Annotated in this window: 17 protein-coding genes; all 17 read right to left on the bottom strand. The window is 70.1% G+C overall.

Annotated elements, in window-relative coordinates:
• Nucleotides 1-281: 281 nt before the first annotated feature.
• On the bottom strand, nt 282-1,619 hold the full coding sequence (locus NQ707_RS06795) for a M20 family metallopeptidase (protein WP_404435192.1): 1,338 nt from the start codon (nt 1,617-1,619) through the stop codon (nt 282-284).
• Nucleotides 1,620-1,766: 147 nt separating this feature from the next.
• Nucleotides 1,767-2,789 carry a zinc-dependent alcohol dehydrogenase family protein gene (locus NQ707_RS06800; RefSeq protein WP_404435194.1) on the bottom strand — a complete coding sequence of 341 codons (1,023 nt, stop codon included), beginning with the start codon at nt 2,787-2,789 and terminating at the stop codon, nt 1,767-1,769.
• A 67-nt stretch (nt 2,790-2,856) separates the two neighbouring features.
• A complete protein-coding gene (locus NQ707_RS06805; RefSeq protein ID WP_254301497.1) occupies nt 2,857-3,273 on the bottom strand; it encodes a cupin domain-containing protein in 417 nt (138 codons plus the stop codon).
• Nucleotides 3,270-4,259, bottom strand: coding sequence for a helix-turn-helix transcriptional regulator (locus tag NQ707_RS06810; RefSeq protein WP_404435196.1), 990 nt, complete (start codon nt 4,257-4,259; stop codon nt 3,270-3,272). Before NQ707_RS06810 ends, NQ707_RS06805 begins: the two co-directional genes overlap by 4 nt.
• A gap of 162 nt (nt 4,260-4,421) precedes the next feature.
• Nucleotides 4,422-5,936 carry an amino acid permease gene (locus NQ707_RS06815; RefSeq protein WP_404435198.1) on the bottom strand — a complete coding sequence of 505 codons (1,515 nt, stop codon included), beginning with the start codon at nt 5,934-5,936 and terminating at the stop codon, nt 4,422-4,424.
• A gap of 180 nt (nt 5,937-6,116) precedes the next feature.
• Nucleotides 6,117-6,842: a GTP pyrophosphokinase family protein gene (locus tag NQ707_RS06820; protein ID WP_404435200.1), complete on the bottom strand. Its 726-nt coding sequence runs from the start codon at nt 6,840-6,842 to the stop codon at nt 6,117-6,119.
• A 2-nt stretch (nt 6,843-6,844) separates the two neighbouring features.
• Nucleotides 6,845-8,407 (bottom strand): LTA synthase family protein, encoded by a 1,563-nt coding sequence (locus tag NQ707_RS06825; RefSeq protein ID WP_404435202.1) that lies wholly within the window; start codon nt 8,405-8,407, stop codon nt 6,845-6,847.
• 289 nt (nt 8,408-8,696) lie between these two features.
• On the bottom strand, nt 8,697-11,336 hold the full coding sequence (locus tag NQ707_RS06830) for a replicative DNA helicase (protein WP_061225147.1): 2,640 nt from the start codon (nt 11,334-11,336) through the stop codon (nt 8,697-8,699).
• 329 nt (nt 11,337-11,665) lie between these two features.
• The gene (locus tag NQ707_RS06835; protein ID WP_058730493.1) at nt 11,666-12,019 is read right to left on the bottom strand and encodes a hypothetical protein; all 354 of its coding nucleotides are present in this window, start codon (nt 12,017-12,019) and stop codon (nt 11,666-11,668) included.
• Nucleotides 12,020-12,139: 120 nt separating this feature from the next.
• Entirely contained in the window at nt 12,140-12,589 is a 450-nt protein-coding gene (rplI, locus tag NQ707_RS06840) for a 50S ribosomal protein L9 (protein ID WP_404435204.1), read from the bottom strand.
• A gap of 21 nt (nt 12,590-12,610) precedes the next feature.
• On the bottom strand, nt 12,611-12,847 hold the full coding sequence (gene rpsR / locus NQ707_RS06845) for a 30S ribosomal protein S18 (RefSeq protein WP_058730491.1): 237 nt from the start codon (nt 12,845-12,847) through the stop codon (nt 12,611-12,613).
• An 84-nt stretch (nt 12,848-12,931) separates the two neighbouring features.
• On the bottom strand, nt 12,932-13,561 hold the full coding sequence (locus NQ707_RS06850) for a single-stranded DNA-binding protein (protein ID WP_058730498.1): 630 nt from the start codon (nt 13,559-13,561) through the stop codon (nt 12,932-12,934).
• A gap of 90 nt (nt 13,562-13,651) precedes the next feature.
• Nucleotides 13,652-13,957, bottom strand: a complete 306-nt coding sequence (gene rpsF / locus NQ707_RS06855) for a 30S ribosomal protein S6 (protein ID WP_058730490.1) — start codon at nt 13,955-13,957, stop codon at nt 13,652-13,654.
• A gap of 168 nt (nt 13,958-14,125) precedes the next feature.
• Nucleotides 14,126-15,361 carry an NAD(P)/FAD-dependent oxidoreductase gene (locus NQ707_RS06860; protein WP_363834169.1) on the bottom strand — a complete coding sequence of 412 codons (1,236 nt, stop codon included), beginning with the start codon at nt 15,359-15,361 and terminating at the stop codon, nt 14,126-14,128.
• A 149-nt stretch (nt 15,362-15,510) separates the two neighbouring features.
• Nucleotides 15,511-16,068: a TM2 domain-containing protein gene (locus tag NQ707_RS06865; RefSeq protein WP_196825865.1), complete on the bottom strand. Its 558-nt coding sequence runs from the start codon at nt 16,066-16,068 to the stop codon at nt 15,511-15,513.
• A 150-nt stretch (nt 16,069-16,218) separates the two neighbouring features.
• The gene (locus NQ707_RS06870; protein ID WP_058730488.1) at nt 16,219-17,115 is read right to left on the bottom strand and encodes an ABC transporter permease subunit; all 897 of its coding nucleotides are present in this window, start codon (nt 17,113-17,115) and stop codon (nt 16,219-16,221) included.
• Nucleotides 17,112-18,077, bottom strand: a complete 966-nt coding sequence (locus NQ707_RS06875) for an ABC transporter ATP-binding protein (protein ID WP_058730487.1) — start codon at nt 18,075-18,077, stop codon at nt 17,112-17,114. The genes NQ707_RS06870 and NQ707_RS06875 overlap by 4 nt, the downstream gene beginning before the upstream one ends.
• Nucleotides 18,078-18,150: the final 73 nt, after the last annotated feature.

Consider the following 18,150-nt stretch of genomic DNA (forward strand, 5'->3'; position numbering starts at 1 on the left):
GCCCCGCGTGCCGCGGCCGGCGCATCAAGGCCGAGGCGCTGAGCGTGACCTTCGAGGGCCTGGACATCACCGAGATCTCCGCGCTGCCCCTGCACGAGCTGCGGGACCTGCTGGCCCCCGTGCGCGACGGCGCCGGGCCCCCCCCCCCCCCCCCCCCCCCCCCCCCCCCCCCCCCCCCCCCCCCCCCCCGCCCCCCCCCCCCCCCCCCCCCCCCCCCCCCCCCCCCCCCCCCCCCCCCCCCCCCCCCCCGAGACGAGGTGATGGGCGACGGGCGGGGGCGCTCACGACCGGAAGTAGTCCTGCGCCGTCGCGAAGCCGCCGGCCCGCTCGAAGTCCTCGCGCACCGCGGCGGCCAGGGCGTCGTCGTGCAGGAAGTCCAGGGCGGCGCAGGCCAGGCCGAAGGCCCCGTCCATCCCGGCCCGCTCGGCGTCGGGGGTGCCCGCGGCGGCGGCGAACTCCCGGGTGTGCAGCCCCACCCCGTCGGCCGAGACCCGGATCAGCGGGTGGATGCCCGGCACCCGGTGGCTGACGTTGCCGAAGTCCGTGGAGGCCGCCAGCACCTCGGAGACCGTCCCGCCCGGGTACGGGTCCCGCCCCCGACGCCGCTGGGCCAGCACCCACCGATCCGTGAGCGGCCCGTTGGAGCGCACCGGCAGGGTCGCCGGCGCCTCATCCCACCGCACCTGCGCCTCGACGCCGGCCATCATCGCGGCCCCGCGCAGCACCTGCTCCACCCGCGCGGACAGCTCCGCCAGGGTCTCCGGGTCCTGGGAGCGCACATACAGCAGCATCTGCGCGGACTCCGTGATGATGTTCGGCTGGCTGCCGCCCTCGGTGATCACCGCGTGGATGCGGTCGGTGGGCGGGGTCTGCTGACGCAGCAGCCCGATCCCCTGGTAGGCCAGGCTCGCCGCATCCAGCGCGTTGCGGCCCAGGAACGGGTGGGAGGAGGCGTGGGCGGCCCGCCCGGTGAAGCGCACCCGGCAGTCCCGGCGCCCCAGCCACGCCTGGTCCGCGGTGTCCGTGAAGTAGGAGTGGACCATCACGGCGGCGTCGAGATCGTCGAAGGCGCCGTCCCGGGCCATGAGCTCCTTGCCCGCCTGCCCCTCCTCCGCGGGGGTGCCGAGGAAGACGACCCGCCCGCGGAAGGCGCGGGGCTCGGCGCGCAGCAGGTCCGCGAGCGCGGTGAACGCCCCCAGCCCGGCCACGGCGATGACGTTGTGCCCGCACCCGTGCCCGATCTCCGGCAGCGCGTCGTACTCCGCGAGGATGCCGACGGTGCGGTCCCGCGTCGGGTCGAAGTCCTGCGAGCGCACCTCGGCGCGCACGGCGGTGTCCAGCCCGTGGGCGGGACGCTGCGCCGCGATCCCGTGGGATGCCAGGTGGCCCACGACGACGTCGGCGGCGTGGTGCTCCCGGAAGGCGGTCTCCGGGTGCTCGTGCAGGTTGTGCAGGATGGCGGTCAGCTCGCCCTCCTGGGCATCGACGGCGCGCTCCAGGGCGTCGACGACGGCCGCGGGGGCGCCGTCGTGCGGGGCGAGGTGGTGCTGGGCGGTCTCCCGACGCCGTGCGGTGCGTCGCTCGAGGATCTCCAGGTACGGATGTGATGCGTCTCCCATGGGAAAACGCTATCAGTCCGCTGTGCGCCCTCCTCTCCCCTCCCGGCGCAAAACGGGACCTGCTTCCCACATCGGGACGTGTAGCGCCCAGATATGGGAAGCATGTCCCGTTTTGCGGAGGGGAGAGGGTGGGAGAGGGGGAGAAGGCTAGGGGCGGAGCATGACCTTCACGGCCTCCCGCTGATCCATCAGCCGATACGCCTCGGCGGCCTCCTCCAGCGGCAGGACGCGGTCGAAGACCTTCCCCGGGTCGATCTCCCGGTCCCAGATCCGCCGGATCAGGTCCGGCAGGAACCGACGCACGGGGGCGGGCCCGCCGTGCAGGTGGATCAGACCGAAGAACAGCTCATCCCCCGGCAGCTGGACGTCGTGGGAGACCCCCACGTACCCCACGTGTCCACCGGGACGGGTGCTGCGGATGGCCTGCATCATCGAACCCTGGGTGCCCACGGCCTCGATCACGCTGTGCGCGCCGAGCCCGTCGGTCAGCTCCTTGATCCGCGCCACGCCCTCGTCCCCGCGCTCGACGACGACGTCCGTGGCACCGAACCGGCGGGCCAGGGCCTGGCGGTCCTCGTGCCGGGACATGGCGATGATCCGCTCGGCCCCGAGCTGACGGGCCGCGAGCACGCCCATCAGGCCGACGGCGCCGTCGCCGACCACGGCCACCGTCTTCCCCGGCCCGGCCTGGGCGGCGTCGGCGGCGAACCACCCGGTGCCCAGCACGTCGGAGGCCGCCAGCAGCGACGGGATGAGGTCCTCGTCGGGCTCCCCGGGCAGACGCACGAGGGTGCCGTCGGCCCAGGGGATGCGGGCCCTCTCCGCCTGGGTGCCGATCTCCCCGTGCACGAACACGGCATGCACGCACCGGGACTGGTACCCGGCCCGGCAGATCTCACACGTGTTGTCCGAGATGACGAAGGAGCCGACCACCCAGTCCCCCGGGTTCAGGGTGCTCACCTCATCGCCGACCTGCTCCACGACGCCCACGTACTCGTGGCCCATGGGCAGGTCCTCACCGGGGTCGTCCCCGCGGTAGGGCCACAGGTCCGAACCGCACACACAGGCGGCTTCGATCCGGATGACGGCGTCCTTGGGGTCCTCGATCCTCGGGTCCGGGCGCTGCTGCACCCGGACGTCTCCGGCGCCGTGCAGGACGACTCCTCGCATGATGGCTCTCCTTCAGCTGTGGATGATCGCGGCCGTAAGCCGCACTTCTGTGGTGCCCCGTCTGGGGTCAGGGGCGGCGGGCGTAGTCCTCGTCGCTGACGTGCTCCAGCCAGGTGGTGGTGGTCGACGGGTCCTCGGCGTTCTCCAGCATCGCCAGGTGCTCCATGAAGTGCTCCGGGTCCGCCCCGTGCCAGTGCTCCTCCCCGGCGGGGCAGTACACGGTCTGCCCGGGCAGGGCGCGCAGCACCTCGCCGTCGCGGGTGCCGAACAGGGCGACGCCATCGGTGACGTGCAGGGTCTGCCCGTGGGCGTGGGAGTGCCAGGCGGTGCGCGCGCCGGGGGCGAAGCGCACCTTCGCGACGACCATCCGCTGGCCCTCCTCCTGGGGGACGGCGATGGGGTCCACCCACACGTCCCCCGTGAAGTTCTCCGGCGGGTTCTTGGTCGTCGCCCCGTGCTCGATGACGCGGTGTGCCATGGTCATGCCTTCCTCTGGTTCTCGATGGTCTGGTTCCCGTTGGTCTGATTCCCGGCGACCTGCCCGGTGCCCTGATGCTTCGCCGCACCCCGCCGCTCGGCGGCCTGCTGCGCGGCAGTCTGCTCCGCCGCCCCGGTCGCGGCGAGCGAGGCCAGCAGCCGCAGCTTCTGATCCGCCTCCGAGCCGGCCGGGGCGGAGTAGACGTAGAGCACCTGCCCCGGATCGGCGGTCACGGCCAGCTCCTCGTAGGCCAGCTCCAGCCGCCCGACCTCGGGGTGGTCGAAGCGCTTGAGGCCGTGCCCGTGCACCCGCACGTCGTGGGCGGCCCACAGGGTGCGGAACAGGTCGCTGCGGGTGGACAGCTCCCCGACCAGCTCCTGGATGCCGCGGTGGTGCGGGTTCCGGCCGGCGTCGGCGCGGAGGATGCCCACGCACATGCGGGCCATGGTCTCCCACTCCGGGTAGATCGCCCGGCTGGCAGGGTCCAGGAACTGGAAGCGGGCCAGGTTGGGCAGGACGCCGTCGGAGCCGATGGCCGGGGCGTAGAAGGCCCGACCCAGGGCGTTGACGGCGAGCATATTCTGGGCCTCGTCGCGCACGAAGGCGACGGCGCCGGTGATCGCATCCACCATCTGCTGCAGGGCCGGGCGCACGGGCGCGGGCCCGACGCCGCCCCGGCCGGGATCCCGGGAGAGCGGGGAGCGGGTGCGCTCGGCGGCGCGGGCGAGGTCCAGCAGGTGGGCGCGCTCGGCGTCGTCGAGCTGGAGGGCGGCGGCCAGGCCGTCCAGCACCGCCGGGGAGGCGCTGGCCAGGGCACCGCGCTCCAGCCGGGTGTAGTACTCGACGCTGATCCCGGCCAGCTGCGCCACCTCGGAGCGACGCAGCCCCGGCACCCGGCGGGGACCGGGCCCGGCGGGCAGGCCCACCCGCTCCGGGGTGATCTTGGCGCGCCGCGAGGAGAGGAACTCGCGGATCTCAGCGGACTGGTCCATGTCTTCGAGGCTAAGCCGCACCGGGCGCCTGGAGGGAGACCCTGACAGGGCACCCCACCTCCTCTTCCGCAAAACTGGAGATGCTTCCCATATCGGGACGTGTAGCGCCCAGATATGGGAAGCATCTCCCGTTTTGCGCAGAGAAGGGAAGAGGGATGCGCGTCAGTCGAGGTGCTCGGAGAACTGCTTGCGGATCTGCTCCGCGGTGACCGTCGGGATCTCGGCGGTCAGGGGGCGCTCCTGGGAGATGAGGCGGCGCTTGACCACCTGCCACATGATCGCCAGGAACCCGAACCAGACGGGGCTGACGTACAGCGCCACGCGGGTGTCCGGGGACAGCGCCAGGCAGCAGGCGATGAACGCGAAGAACGCCAGCGAGATCCACGGGGTGACCTTGGGGAAGGGCACCCGGAAGCGGGAGGCCTCATGGTGGGTGGGGTGACGCCGGTGATACAGGATGTAGCTGACGACGATGGTGCCCCACGTGAACAGGATGTACGCCGAGCACAGGGAGCTGACCATCGTGAACGCCTGGGTGAGGGCGTCCCCGGACAGCAGCACCGGCACGGAGGCGAACAGGAACACGGTGGTGAAGAAGACCGCGTTGCGCGGCACCCCGCGGGAGGAGGCGAAGCGCAGCCAGCGCGGGGCGTGCCCGTCCTTGGCCAGACCGTAGGCCATGCGGGTCGCGGAGTACACCCCGGAGTTGGCGCTGGAGGCCGCGGAGGTCAGCACCACGAGGTTCACCACGAAGGCCGCCCCGGCGAAGCCGACGTTGCCGAACATCGTGATGAACGGGCTCTGGGCGGGGTCGATGGAGTCCCACGGGGTGACCATCATGATCACCGCGAGGGAGCCGATGTAGAAGATCGCGATGCGCAGCACGATGGAGTTGACCGCGCGCGGCAGGTTCCGGTGCGGGTTCTCCGTCTCCGCGGCGGTGGTGCCCACCAGCTCCACCCCGATGAAGGAGAAGATCGCCAGCTGGAAGCCCATCAGGAAGCCGTGGAAGCCGGTGGGGAAGAAGCCGCCGTGGTTCCACAGGTGCGCGACCTGCGCCTCCTGCCCGGCCGGGTTGCGGAAGCCGGTGGCCACCAGGATGATGCCGACGACGATCAGCGCGAGGATCGTGACGATCTTGATGATCGCGAACCAGAACTCCGTCTCCCCGAAGGCGCGCACCGGCTGCAGGTTCAGCAGGATCAGGCCCAGCGCGGTCGCCACGGCCGGCAGCCACACGGGCACCTCGGGCCAGAAGTACTGGACGTACGCGGTGATCGCCACGAGGTCCGCCACGCACCCGATGACCCAGGACAGCCAGTAGTTCCACGCCACCATGAACCCGGCCCACGGCCCGATCTGGTCCTTGGCGATGTCCCCGAAGGTCTTGTAGTGCAGGTTGGACAGCAGCAGCTCCCCGAGCTGGCGCATCACCAGGAACAGGATGAAGCCGATCAGCCCGTAGACCAGGAGGATCGCGGGCCCCACCAGGTGGATGGTCTGCCCGGAGCCGAAGAACAGGCCGGTGCCGATGGCCCCGCCGATCGCGATCAGCTGCAGGTGGCGGTTGTGCAGCCCGCGGGCCAGCCCGCCTTCGTTCTCGCCGCTGGCGACGTCGGCCGGGACGCGCCCGGAGGACGCCGCGGCGTCGGGGGTGCTCGCGGGGGATTCGGTCATGGCTGGGCCTTCCGTGGGGGCCGACGCCGCACGCCGACCGGTCGAATGCTTCCCTCAGCATATGGGGTGGTGGCCCACGGTGATCCAGGCTACCCCCGGAGAGGTTTCCGGCGGTTTTCCCCGCCGCGGTCGTCTCACGGTGCGGAACGAGTCAGTGTGCGGAACGGGCGGAGCGCTCCCTCAGTCCCCCAGGCCGCGGGCCAGGCGGGTGAGGGTGCGCAGCACGGCCTCGGTGACCTCGGCCTCGTCGTCGGGGGCGCGGAAGGACTGCATCTCCCGGTGCAGCCGCTCCATCTCCCCGTCCATGGACGCAGCGGAGTCCGCGGTGCGGGTGAGGTCGGCCAGCAGCCCGGAGGGGACGTCGCCGTCGTACTTGTAGAAGATCTTGTGCTCCAGGCTGGCCCAGAAGTCCATGGCGATGGTGCGCAGCTGCACCTCCACCGGCACGGTCACCGGCCCGGTGGAGAGGAACACGGGGATCTCCAGGATCAGGTGCAGGCTGCGGTACCCGTTGGGCTTGGGGTGGGCGATGTAGTCCTTCTCCACCACCAGGCGCACGTCATCCTGGCGGCACAGCATATCCCGCACCCGGTACACGTCCGCGGTGAAGGAGCAGATCACCCGCACCCCCGCGATGTCCGTGATGGACTCCCGGATCTGCGGCAGGGAGCCCAGACCGCGCTTCTGGGCCTTGCGGGCCAGGCTGTCCAGGGACTTCAGGCGGGAGGAGAAGCTCTCGATCGGGTTGTAGGAGTGGATGGCGGACAGCTCGCGGCGCAGCACGCGCACCTTGGTCTCCACCTCGTCGATGGCGCACTCGTACTCCAGGAGGAACCGCTCCACCGTCCTGCGGTGCCGGCTCAGCTCCGCCGGATCCAGGGCCTCGGACCCCAGCACGTCCCCCATGGTCAGTTCCGTCCGGCGCCCTGCCAGGCGCGGTCGTAGAACTCCTGGGAGCGGGCCTCCAGCAGCAGCCGGTAGTCCTCGGGGCTCAGCGACTGGGCGGAGCCCTCCGGGATCTTCTCGGTGAACGCGGAGACGCCCAGCCCTGCCTCGTGGTCCTTCAGCTCCAGGCCCGCGGCCTCGAGCATGGTCGGGTACATGTTCAGCTGATCCGCCCCGGAGCGCAGGGCGCCCTTCTTCCGGTCGGCTTCCGGCACCCAGATGCGGTTGAAGATGGTGCGGTTCGGGTGGTCGTCCAGCTCCTCGTGGAAGGCGTCCCCGGCGCTCATGTGCTTGAGGTGGTCGCCCATGATGACGACGGCCGTGTCCTCCAGGTACCCCTTCTGCTTCATGTACTGCACGTAGTCGGCGACCTGGTTCATCGAGCAGGCGTACACGGAGGTGACCTCGCTCTGGGTGTCCACGGAGCAGTAGTCGAACACGTGCACCGGCTCGTGGGTGTCCAGGGTCAGCATGGAGAGGTTGAAGGGCTGCCCGGTGTGCTGGGCTTCGGCGTGCAGCTGGTCGATCTCGTCCTTGGCGTGGGCCATCAGCCGCTGGTCGCTCAGGCCCCAGTCGCTGCGGAAGTTCTGCTCGGGCTCCCCGGCGGCGCGCCAGTCGTGGAGGTCCTTCTGCTCGTCGTAGCCGTGCCCGCCGAGGAACTTGCTCTTGGCGGCGAAGTCGCCGTTGGCCCCGCCGAGGAACACGTTCTTGTACCCGTGCTCCTTGAGGACGTCGCCCATGCAGGTCAGCCCGCCCAGGTACGCCGCGTTCTCGTCCTGCTCCGCGGAGTCGGCGATGGAGCTGGAGCCGGAGCCGCCCTTCAGCGGCACACCGCACTGGGTGGAGACGATCCCGGCCATGGTCCACCCCCCGCCGTCGTACTGCAGGTAGTCCGGGATGGACTGCCAGCCCTCAGCTTCGGAGGTGGCCTCCTCCAGGCCCTGGAAGGCGTCCTTCTCGAACAGCTGGTCATCGGCCAGGGTCTGCTCCCCGGATTCCAGGTAGATGACCACGAGGTTGCGCTTGCCGGCGTCGGAGGTGACGGTCGGGGCCGCGTAGTAGTCGTCCAGGGTGTACGGGGAGTTGGCGGCGCGCAGGTAGTCGCGGATGCCGACGGTGCTGGCGAAGGCGCTCGTTCCGCCGATGCCCAGGGCCAGAACCGAGAGCGTGGCGAGGATGTTGCGGGGCCAGCGCCAGCTGCGCGGCGGGCGGGGGGCGCCGTCGGCCATGCGCCGGCGCACCACCCGGCGGCGCCAGGCGATGATCCCGGCGACGGCGAGGGTCACCACCACGGGCAGCACGCCGACGCCGAGGATGCCCTTCCAGACGATGGCCCCGCCGCCGCCGTCGGTCTGCACGGAGAAGAGGTTGGTGCGCAGCTGGTCGAAGGTGATGGGGCCCCAGTAGTGGCGGATGCCGAGGGCGGCGATGAGGCAGGTGAGGCCCAGCCACAGCAGCAGGTAGGCGAGGATCCGGCCGAGCACCCGCCCGACGGCGCGGGTGGCCGTGCCGATGCGTCCTGCCATCGTGTGCTCTCCTCCTCGCGTGCGCGCTCCACCGGGGGACACCTCGGGATGGGCCATGCGGATTCATGGCGGGGACGCGCCGAACCCATCGAAGTCTAATGAGGGGTCACCTGCTGTTCAACAGCATGTCGCCGTGAGATGGACCCGGTGACCCGCGCCCCTGCGCGCTCCCGTGCCCCTCCGCCCGCCTCCACCCGCGTTTGGGAGCGGTTTCGTGGTTTGGGAGCCTCGAGGACACTCCCAAACACCGAAACCGCTCCCAAACCGGCAGGATCCCCGCCCCCGCGGGTCAGAAGCCGCCGGCGTCGGCGGCCATGTTGGCGAAGCGGGAGTAGTGGCCCTGGAAGGCGACCGTGATCGTCTTGGTGGGACCGTTGCGGTGCTTGGCGACGATGACGTCGGCCTCCCCGGCGCGCGGGGACTCCTTGTCGTAGATGTCCTCGCGGTGCAGCAGCATCACCATGTCCGCGTCCTGCTCGATCGAATTGTGCACCGTGATGCCGTTGGCCACGAAGTTGTGGGTTCCCAGGACGGTCGCGTCGAAGACCTCCTGCTCCCCCATCGGCTGGATCGCCGTGATCCGGTCCCAGAGGAGGTCGTTGACGGCCAGCATCTCCAGCTCCGCGGATTCCAGCAGCGCGGCGACGGCGCCGATCCTCTGCCGGGACGGGGCGTGCTTGTAGTACGTGCTGCCGCAGTAGGCGGAGCCCATGGCGGACTGGAACTGACGGTGGGTCATGCCCCGGTCCTCCAGCACCCTCTTCACGTCCTGCCACACGTCCACCGGCACCGTGTCCACGTTGGTGTTGGAGGTGGAGACCTCCAGTGCGCGCAGCAGCGCCGCGCAGTTGCCCGCCCTCTCACCGTGCACGCCGATCTCCCGGAGGAAGCGCAGCTGGTCGTCCCGCCCGGAGACATCCAGGGTGTATCCCTGCCGGTACTCGCCCTTCAGGGCCGTCAGGTGCAGGCGCGTGGAGATGCCGAACCTCAGCAGCAGGAGGCTGAGCTCATCCAGCATCCGGCGGGAGGTGGAGGCGTAGTAGATCCTACCGGAGCGTCGGCTCCTCGTCAGCGTGACGGAGCCGTCCGTAGCCCACAGATGCTTGATGAACAGGGCGATCTGGCGCTTCGGAAGGGAGAACACCGGCGCCGGGATGAACTTCTCCCAGGACCGCAGGCCGAACAGACCCAGGCCGTCCAGCCATGCCGCGATGGGGTTGCGGCGGCCGTGGGTCAGATGATGCGGAGCCGGCAGACGCAGCGAGGTCACGCGCGCGGCCGGACGGTCGTCTAGGACGGCGGTGACGCCGAAGTGCTCCGCCGCCGCACGGACCGCCTCGAGGTTCTCCTCGTCGACGGAGGCGTACCTGATGGGCTGGCGCTTGACGAAGGACCCGTCCCCCAGCAGGTGGGCCAGCAGGATCACCTCGTCGTCGCTCCACCGGGTGCGCTGGGTGGGGCCGTCGGTGTGCCGGGGCACGCCGAGGCGATCCCCGACGGCCAGCTCACCGAGGGGCTTCCAGCCGCGGTAGGTGAAGAAGGGGTGGTTCGCGGTGGCGGTGATGGTCTTGCCGGAGGCGAGGCTGAGCCGGAACACGGGCTTCCTGCCGGTGGGGAACACGTGAGTCAGGTGCCGTTCCACGTAGCGCATGTTCTCGTCCAGGGACCAGACGGGAACGTCCCGGGCGCCGGAGGCGTACAGCTCGCCCATGCTCGTCTCGGCCCCGGTGTCCGAGCGCAGGATCCGGGTGTCGGCCGTGAGGCAGCCCGATTCGCGAAGGTCGGAGACCATGGGCTTCTTGTCCGTGCGCTGCTCGGAGCCGCGGTTGAGCTGGGACAGGGCGATGACGGGCACGTCCAGCTCCTTGGCCAGCAGCTTCAGGGAGCGGGAGAACTCGGAGACCTCCTGCTGGCGGGACTCCACCTTCTTGCCGGAGCTCATCAGCTGCAGGTAGTCCAGGACCACCAGGCGCAGGTTGTTCTTCTGCTTGAGCCGGCGGCACTTGGCGCGGATCTCCATCATGGACATGTTCGGGGAGTCGTCGATGAACAGCGGGGACTTGTCCATCCGCCCCATGACCTCGGCGATCTTGGACCACTGGGCGTCCTCGAGGGAGCCGCGGCGCAGGTCGGAGAGGTTCAGGGAGGCCTCCGCGGAGAGCAGGCGCATCGCGATCTCGTTGCGGGACATCTCCAAGGAGAAGATCACGGTGGCCATGTCGTGGTGGATGGCGGCGGAGCGGGCGATGTCCAGGGCGAGGGTGGATTTGCCGACGGCGGGGCGGGCGGCGACGACGATCATCTGCCCGCCGAGCAGCCCGTGGGTGAGGTCGTCCAGCTCGTAGAACCCGGTGGGCACGCCCTGCATGCCGTCGGCCTTGTCCCCGTTGGCTTCGATCTCCTCGACGGTCTCCCCGATGACCTCCTTGAGGATCACGTAGTCCTCGGCGGTGCGCCGCTCGGCCACCTGGTAGATCTCGGTCTGCGCCTGGTTGACGAGGTCGTCCACCTCGCCGTCCTGGGAGTACCCGAGCTGCACGATCTTGGTTCCGGCCCCGACCAGCCGCCGCAGCACGGCCCGTTCCCGCACGATCTCGGCGTAGAACCCGGCGTTGGCCGCGGTGGGCACGGAGGAGATCAGGGAGTGCAGGTACGCGGCACCGCCCACGCGCCCGAGCTCCCCGCGCTTGGTGAGCTCGTCGGCGACGGTGATGGCGTCGGCGGGTTCGCCCTTGCCGTAGAGGTCGATGATCGCTTCGTAGATGGATTCGTGGGCGGGCTTGTAGAAGTCGACGCCGCGCAGGACCTCGACGACGTCGGCGATCGCGTCCTTGGACAGCATCATCCCGCCGAGCACGGACTGCTCGGCGACGTTGTCCTGGGGCGGGGTGCGGCCCCCGCCGTCGCGTTCGGAGACAACCTCAGACACGTGCTCTCCTCGTCGTAGTTATCCACAGGTTAGGCCCGCGGTGGGCCGATGTGTACCGGATGTGCACCGTTCGGGGCGGTTCATCCACAGGTTCGCCGCGTTCTTCCACAGAAACTGTGGACAGCGGTGGGGATGGGGGCGGACGACGCCGCGCGCATCCTGTGGATAACCCTACCCGCTCCCGCCCCCTCGGACCCGGCCCCGGCCCCGAAGCCAGATTTCGGGACGGGTTCGTCTCTTCGGGACCGGAATATCCCGTCCCGAAGAGACGAACCCGTCCCGAACGCGATTCCGGTGGGGGCGGGGGCCGGAGCCGGGACGAGCCGGGGTCAGCTGTTGGCGGCGGCGACCATGAACACCAGCACCGGGTTGGTGAGCACGGAGACCACGAGCAGCAGCAGGTTCAGAACGCGGCGGCGTCGGTACTTGAAGAAGCCGAAGACCGCGAAGAAGGAGGCGAAGGCCGCCGCGATCGAGGAGACGACGAGGCAGATCAGGAAGATCGCGAGGATCACCTGGTTGCTCCCCCAGTTCCCACCGAAGAACCCGAGGATGATCAGCAGCATCGCGGCCAGCCAGAACCCCAGACCCATCGCGAACAGGCGGGTGCTGGGCAGCCAGCGACGGCGGGATCCAGGACGGCCGGGGCGGGCGTCGTCGGCGGTGGTGTGGCTGGGGGTCATGGGCTCCATCTTCGCATCGGCGGCTGGGAGCATCCGCGGGGTGGATGCGCCAGGGCCCGCCGTCCGCACCACGGTGGGTGCGGGGGCGGGCCCTGGATCGGCAGGCGTCAGGCGCGGGTGCTACGCGGCGACGACGTCCAGCTCCACGGAGGCGACGACGTCCTCGTGCAGGCGGACGGCGACCACGTGGCGGCCGGTGCGCTTGATGCTCTTCTCGATGGTGATGGTCCGCTTGTCCACGGCACCGAGGCCGGCGGCCTCGATCGCCTCGGCGATCTGGGCGGGCTTGACGGTGCCGAACAGGCGGCCCTCGGCCCCGGCCTTGACCGGCAAGGAGACGGTCTCACCGGTCAGACGCTCGGCCTGGGCCTGGGCGTCCTCGAGGTTGTGCTGGGCACGGGCCGCGCGGGCGGCGCGGATCGACTCGACCTGGCGCTCCCCGCCCTTGGTCCACACGGTCGCCAGACCGCGGGGGAACAGGTAGTTGCGGGCGTAGCCGTCCTTGACCTCGACGACGTCGCCAGCGGCGCCGAGGCCGGTGACTTCCTGGGAAAGAATGATCTTAGCCATGTGTTCTGGTCTCCTTCTCGATCAGCGGCCGGCGCCGGAGTAGGGCAGCAGGGCGACCTCGCGGGCGTTCTTCACGGCCTGCGCGATCTTGCGCTGCTCCTGCACGGTCACACCGGTGACGCGACGGGCGCGGATCTTGCCGCGATCGGAGATGAACTTGCGCAGCAGCGCGACGTCCTTGTAGTCGATCTCGGTGATGTCAGCAGCCTTGAGCGGGTTCTGCTTGGGTTTCGGCTTGCGGAGTTCAGCCTTGGCCATCGTGGTGCTCCTTGTTCTCTCAGTTGGAGCCCGCGGGTTCGTGCCCCGCGGGATGGGTGGGTGTCAGGGGAGGGCGGGTGCAGTCTAGAACGGCGGTTCGTCGTCCTGGCCGGCACCCCAGTCGTAGCTGCCGCCGGAGCTCTGCCCCCAGGGGTCCGCCGCCGGGGCCTGCTGGCCTCCGCGGTTGCCTCCCTGGTTGTAGCCGCTACCGCCGTAGCCGTTGCCGGGCCCCTGGCTGGGGTTGCCCCCGCCGAAGCCCTGCTGCTGGCCGCCGCCCTGGTTGAAGTTCTGCTGTCCGCCGCCGAAGCCCTGACCGCCCTGGTTTCCGCCGAAGTTCCCTCCGCCGGAGCGCTGGTTGCGGTTCACGGATGCGGTGGCGAAGCGCAGGCTGGGGCCGATCTCGTCGACGTCCAGCTCCATCGAGGTGCGGCGCTCGCCCTCCTTGGTCTCGTACGACCGTGCCTTCAGCCGCCCCTGGGCGATGACGCGCTGGCCCTTGGTGAGGGACTCGGCGACGTTCTCCGCGGCTTCGCGCCAGATGGAGCAGCGCAGGAAGAGGGCTTCCTGGTCCTTCCATTCGTTGGTCTGGCGGTCGAAGGTGCGGGGGGTGGAGGCGATCGTGAAGTTTGCGACCGCCGCCCCGGAGGGGGTGAAGCGCAGTTCGGGGTCGGCGGTGAGGTTGCCGACGACGGTGATGATGGTCTCTCCGGCCATCATGACCTCCTTGCAGTCGTAGCGAGTGGTGCTCCTACCAGTGGACCACGGGGGACTGACAGATCCAATGTCCCGGGGCCCCTGTGGAAGCTACTTGGAGGAGATCTTCTGCTCTTCCGGGCGGATGATCTTGGTCCGCATGATGTTCTCGTTGAGGTTCAGGACGCGGTCCAGCTCCTTGGCGACGTCCGGCTCCGAGGTGAAGTTCACGACGGCGTAGATGGCCTCGCTCTTCTTCTGGATCTCGTAGGCCAGGCGGCGGCGGCCCCAGATGTCGATGTTCTCGATGGTGCCGTTGCCCTTGCGGACGACGTCGAGGAACTTCTGCAGGGTCGGCTCGACGGCGCGGTCGTCAACCTCGGGGCTGATCAGTGCCATGAGTTCGTATTCACGCATGTGGGAACCCACCTCCTTCGGTCTCGGCGGCTGCGGTCTCTCCGCAGCAGGAGGTTCGCTTGCGCGGGTGCGGTGCGCGAGGGGTCCGGGAACGGTCCCGGTCTCGGCACAACCTGCCCGAGTCTACCCCATCCGCGCCGCGGCACCCAGGGGCCGGGTCACGCGGGGTCAGCCGATGCGTCCGCGCAGCTGCTCGGGGTCGGCCGGCGGGGCGGCGAGGACCTCCCGGGCGGCGTCGACGGCGTCTTCCACCTTCCACAGCAGGACGCCGACGGGGCGGCGGTCGGCGTCGAGGTAGTAGACGACGCGGCGGCCGTCGCCGAGGTCGTCCTCGAGGATCTCCAGGGTGGAGTCCAGGGTGCCGACGGCCTCCCAGCGGGTGCCGTTGACGAGGGAGTAGAAGTACGGGGTGTGGGCGTACCGCTCCCCGCCGGAGGCCATGGAGCGTCCGGCGGTGGTGCCCATCTGCAGGGCGTTGTCCTTGTGCTCCACGCGGGTGCGCCCGAGGATCACGTCCGGGTAGGAGGCGATGTCCCCGGCGGCCCAGATGTGGGGGTCGGAGGTGCGCAGCTGCTCGTCCACGCGCACCCCGCCGTCGGCCAGCTCCAGTCCGGCGGCTTCGGCGAGCTCGGTGCGGGGGGTGGCGCCGAGGCCGAGGATGAGCACGTCGCCCTCGACGTCGGTGCCGTCGTCCAGGCGCACCCGGATGCGATCGCCGTCGACGTCGGCGCGCTCGGCCCGGTGCCCGCCGCTGACCTGCACCCCGGCGTCGGTGAGCAGTGCCTGGTACTGCACGGCGAGGTCCGCGGGGAATTTGGCGTCCCCGAGGGTGGTCTCCGGGATGATCAGGTGCACGGAGACGTCCTCCTGGCTGAGGACGGCGGCGAGCTCCGCGCCGATGTACCCGCCGCCGAGGAGCACGAACTCGCGGTGGGTGCGAGTGAGCTCGCGCAGGCGCCGGTAGTCCTCGGCGGTGCGGTAGGTGAGGATGTGCGGGTGCTGTGGGGCGTCGAAGCGGTTCGGCTCCGCGCCGGTGGCGAGCAGGAGCTTGCCGTAGCCGATCTGCTGGCCGTCCGCGGTGCTCACCCGGCGGTTCTCCCGGTCGATGCCGGTCACGGTGGTGCCGGTGCGCACCTGCGCCCCGGTGGCTTCGGCGGTGCCGGTGAAGAAGTCGTCGAGCTTCGCGTCCGGGTTGAGCCAGAGCAGCTTGGACAGGGGCGGGCGGGCGTAGGGCTCGTCGTCTTCGGCCCCGAGGATGCCGATGCTGCCGGTCGCGTCGATCTCCCGGATGCCGCGGGCGGCGGTGTCCGCGGCCATGCCGGCGCCGGTGATGAGGTAGTCGAACCGCTCCGTGCCCGATTCCCGCGCTGCGCGGGTCTCCTGCTGGGTGTGTGATGCGTCCATGGGTGCTGCTCCCTTCCGGTCCGCGGGCGGCACCCCGGTGGGCGGGGTGGCGCGGACCGAGCGTCGTTCCTCATTCCACGCTACTGCGCGGCAGCGGCCGCCGGAACCCCGCTGACCTGGGCAGACGCACGACGACGGCTCGATGCCGGTCAGCGCAGACCGTAGGCCTGAGGCTGGGGGTGGTTGCTGCGGGCGGTCCACCCGGGGATGAGGCAGGCGTCGACGATCAGCCAGATGAACTGGGCGGTGCCGATCAGAGCCGGGATCACCAGGGTCCAGGAGAACAGGATGATCAGGATCGTGAGGATGATGTGTCCGACGGCGTTTCCGGTCTTGCCGAGGTAGAAGGAGTGCGCCCCGAAGCCGCCGAGGAAGAACCAGAGGACGTAAGCCAGGCCCATGCTCTTGGGGGTGATGACGGTCTGATGCACCACCGTGGGGTAACCGGGCTGACCGTACTGCGGCTGACCGTACTGGGGCTGCGACGGGTTCCGGTCGAATCCGCCGGTGGGGCCGACGCCGGGGTGATCGTAGGCATCGGAGGTCGCCGGGAACTGCTGGCCGGGATGGCGCTGGAGCTCTCCGGCGGTGTCGGATGCAGCACCGTAGCGCGCCTCTTGCCCGGAGCCCTCAGGACGCTGGGCGGGAGAGGAGCCGGTGGGAGCAGAGGTCGTCTCGGCGGGGTGCTCTTCAGGCTGCTGGCTCATGGTGCGAGGTCCCTTCCGATCGGGCGGCGAATGATGTGACCCACACTACACCCGGGCTGCGACGAAGGGCTGAACCTCAAGTGGTCATCGTCGTGGGGCCTGCCGGCGCAGACCCTACGACGATGACCACCCGGTGATCCGAAGGGTTTCCTACTTCGGGTCCCGGCGAGTGAAGGAGAAGAACCCCGCCACCAGCGGTACCGCGCACCACAGGGCGTACCACCAGCCGGCCGGGACCCGCTGCGGATCACCCACCGGGTCCGAGGCGGTGGTCAGGGTGTTCGCCAGGTTCATCGGCAGATACGGCATGAAGTCATTGGCCCAATCCAGGTTGGTCAGGAAGGACCACACCAGCGGCAGCACGAACAGCACCACCACCACGACCACGATCGCCCCCGCGCTGTTGCGCAGCAGCGCCGCCAGCCCCAGGCCCATCCAGGAGGTCAGCACGAAGACCACCAGCAGACCCAGCACACAGGTCCAGTACCCGGAATCCGTGAAGTCGAAGTGCGCGTCATCATCGGACAGGATCAGCTGCGTCAGCGGGTAGGAGACCACCGCGGAGATCAGCGCCACCAGCGCGGAGAACACGGAGATCACCAGCGCCTTCGCCACGTACACCGCCCACCGGCGCGGGGCCGCGGTGAACGTGGAGATGATGGACTTGGTGCCGAACTCCGTGGACAGGATCATCACCGCCATCGCACCCACCACGATGAACCCCAGGGTCGCGCCCGCCGTCGGCGTCATCACCGCCAGGTCATGCACGTTCCCGGACAGCGAAGCCTGCATCTCCGCGCCGCCCTCCGCGGCCGCGGGATCCTGCGACACGGACTGGCTCGCGGAGGTCATGAAGTTCACGCTCCACGCGGCCATGGCTGCCATGCCCGCCATCAGCGCGATCGTCACGATCATCAGCACCCACGAGGACACGAGGGTGCGGAACTTCAGCACCTCCGCGCGCAGGATCCCCAGGAAGCTCAGCCGGTACTGGGAGGTGTGCGCGGCGCGGTCGGTGCGGGGGGTCTCGGAAACGGCGGTGCTCATGCTCGGCTCTCCTTCGCGACGTGCTGGGCCTGCGGGGCCTGCTGGGCCTGGGGTGCGTTCGGGTCCGCGGAGCGGTACTCCACGGAATCCTGGGTCATCCGCATGTACACCTGCTCCAGGGAATCCCGCTGCGGGGTGATCTCATACAGCAGGATGCCGGCCGACTGCGCCCGCTCGGCCACCTCGCGGGCCTCGGCCGCCACCAGCAGACCGTCCTGCTCATGCGGGGTGGACTCCACGCCGTCGGCGCGCAGCCGATCCGCGAAGGCCGCGGCGTCGTCCGTGCGCACCAGCACCCGGTGCTCCCCGTTGGCGTCCAGGAAGCTCTGCAGGGGCTCATCCGCGAGGATCCTGCCCTGCCCGATCACGATCAGGTGATCCGCGGTCTGCGCCATCTCCGACATCAGGTGCGAGGACAGGAACACCGTCTTGCCCTCCGAGGCCAGGTGCCGGGCCATCTGCCGCACCCAGATCACACCCTCCGGGTCCAGGCCGTTCACCGGCTCATCCAGGATCACCGTGGAGGGGTCCCCCAGGATCGCCGTCGCGATGCCCAGGCGCTGACCCATCCCCAGGGAGTACCCGCCCACCTTCCGCTTCGCGGCCGAGGCCAGGCCGGTGATCTCGATGACCTCATCCACCCGGGACTTCGGGATCCCGTGGGTCACGGCCATCGCCCGCAGGTGGTTGACCCCCGAACGCCGGGGGTGCACCGCGCGCGCCTCCAGCAGGGAGCCCACCGACGTCAGCGGCGAGCGCAGGGCCGCATACCGCTGCCCGTCCACCAGCGCCTGCCCGCGGGTGGGGTGCTCCAACCCGAGGATCATCCTCATCGTCGTGGACTTCCCGGCGCCGTTGGGCCCGAGGAAGCCGGTCACCTTCCCGGGTTGCACCGTGAAGGACACATCATCCACGGCCCGTTTGGGGCCGTACGTCTTGGTGAGGCCGCTGACCTCGATCATGGAATCGCTCCCGTTCTGCAGGGGTCTTGGTGGTCTTCTGGTCTTCTCCGGCGTGTGTGACCCACTGTATAAG

The sequence above is a fragment of the Rothia sp. BD8 genome (assembly GCF_044878465.1).
Classification (GTDB): Bacteria; Actinomycetota; Actinomycetes; order Actinomycetales; family Micrococcaceae; genus Rothia; species Rothia kristinae.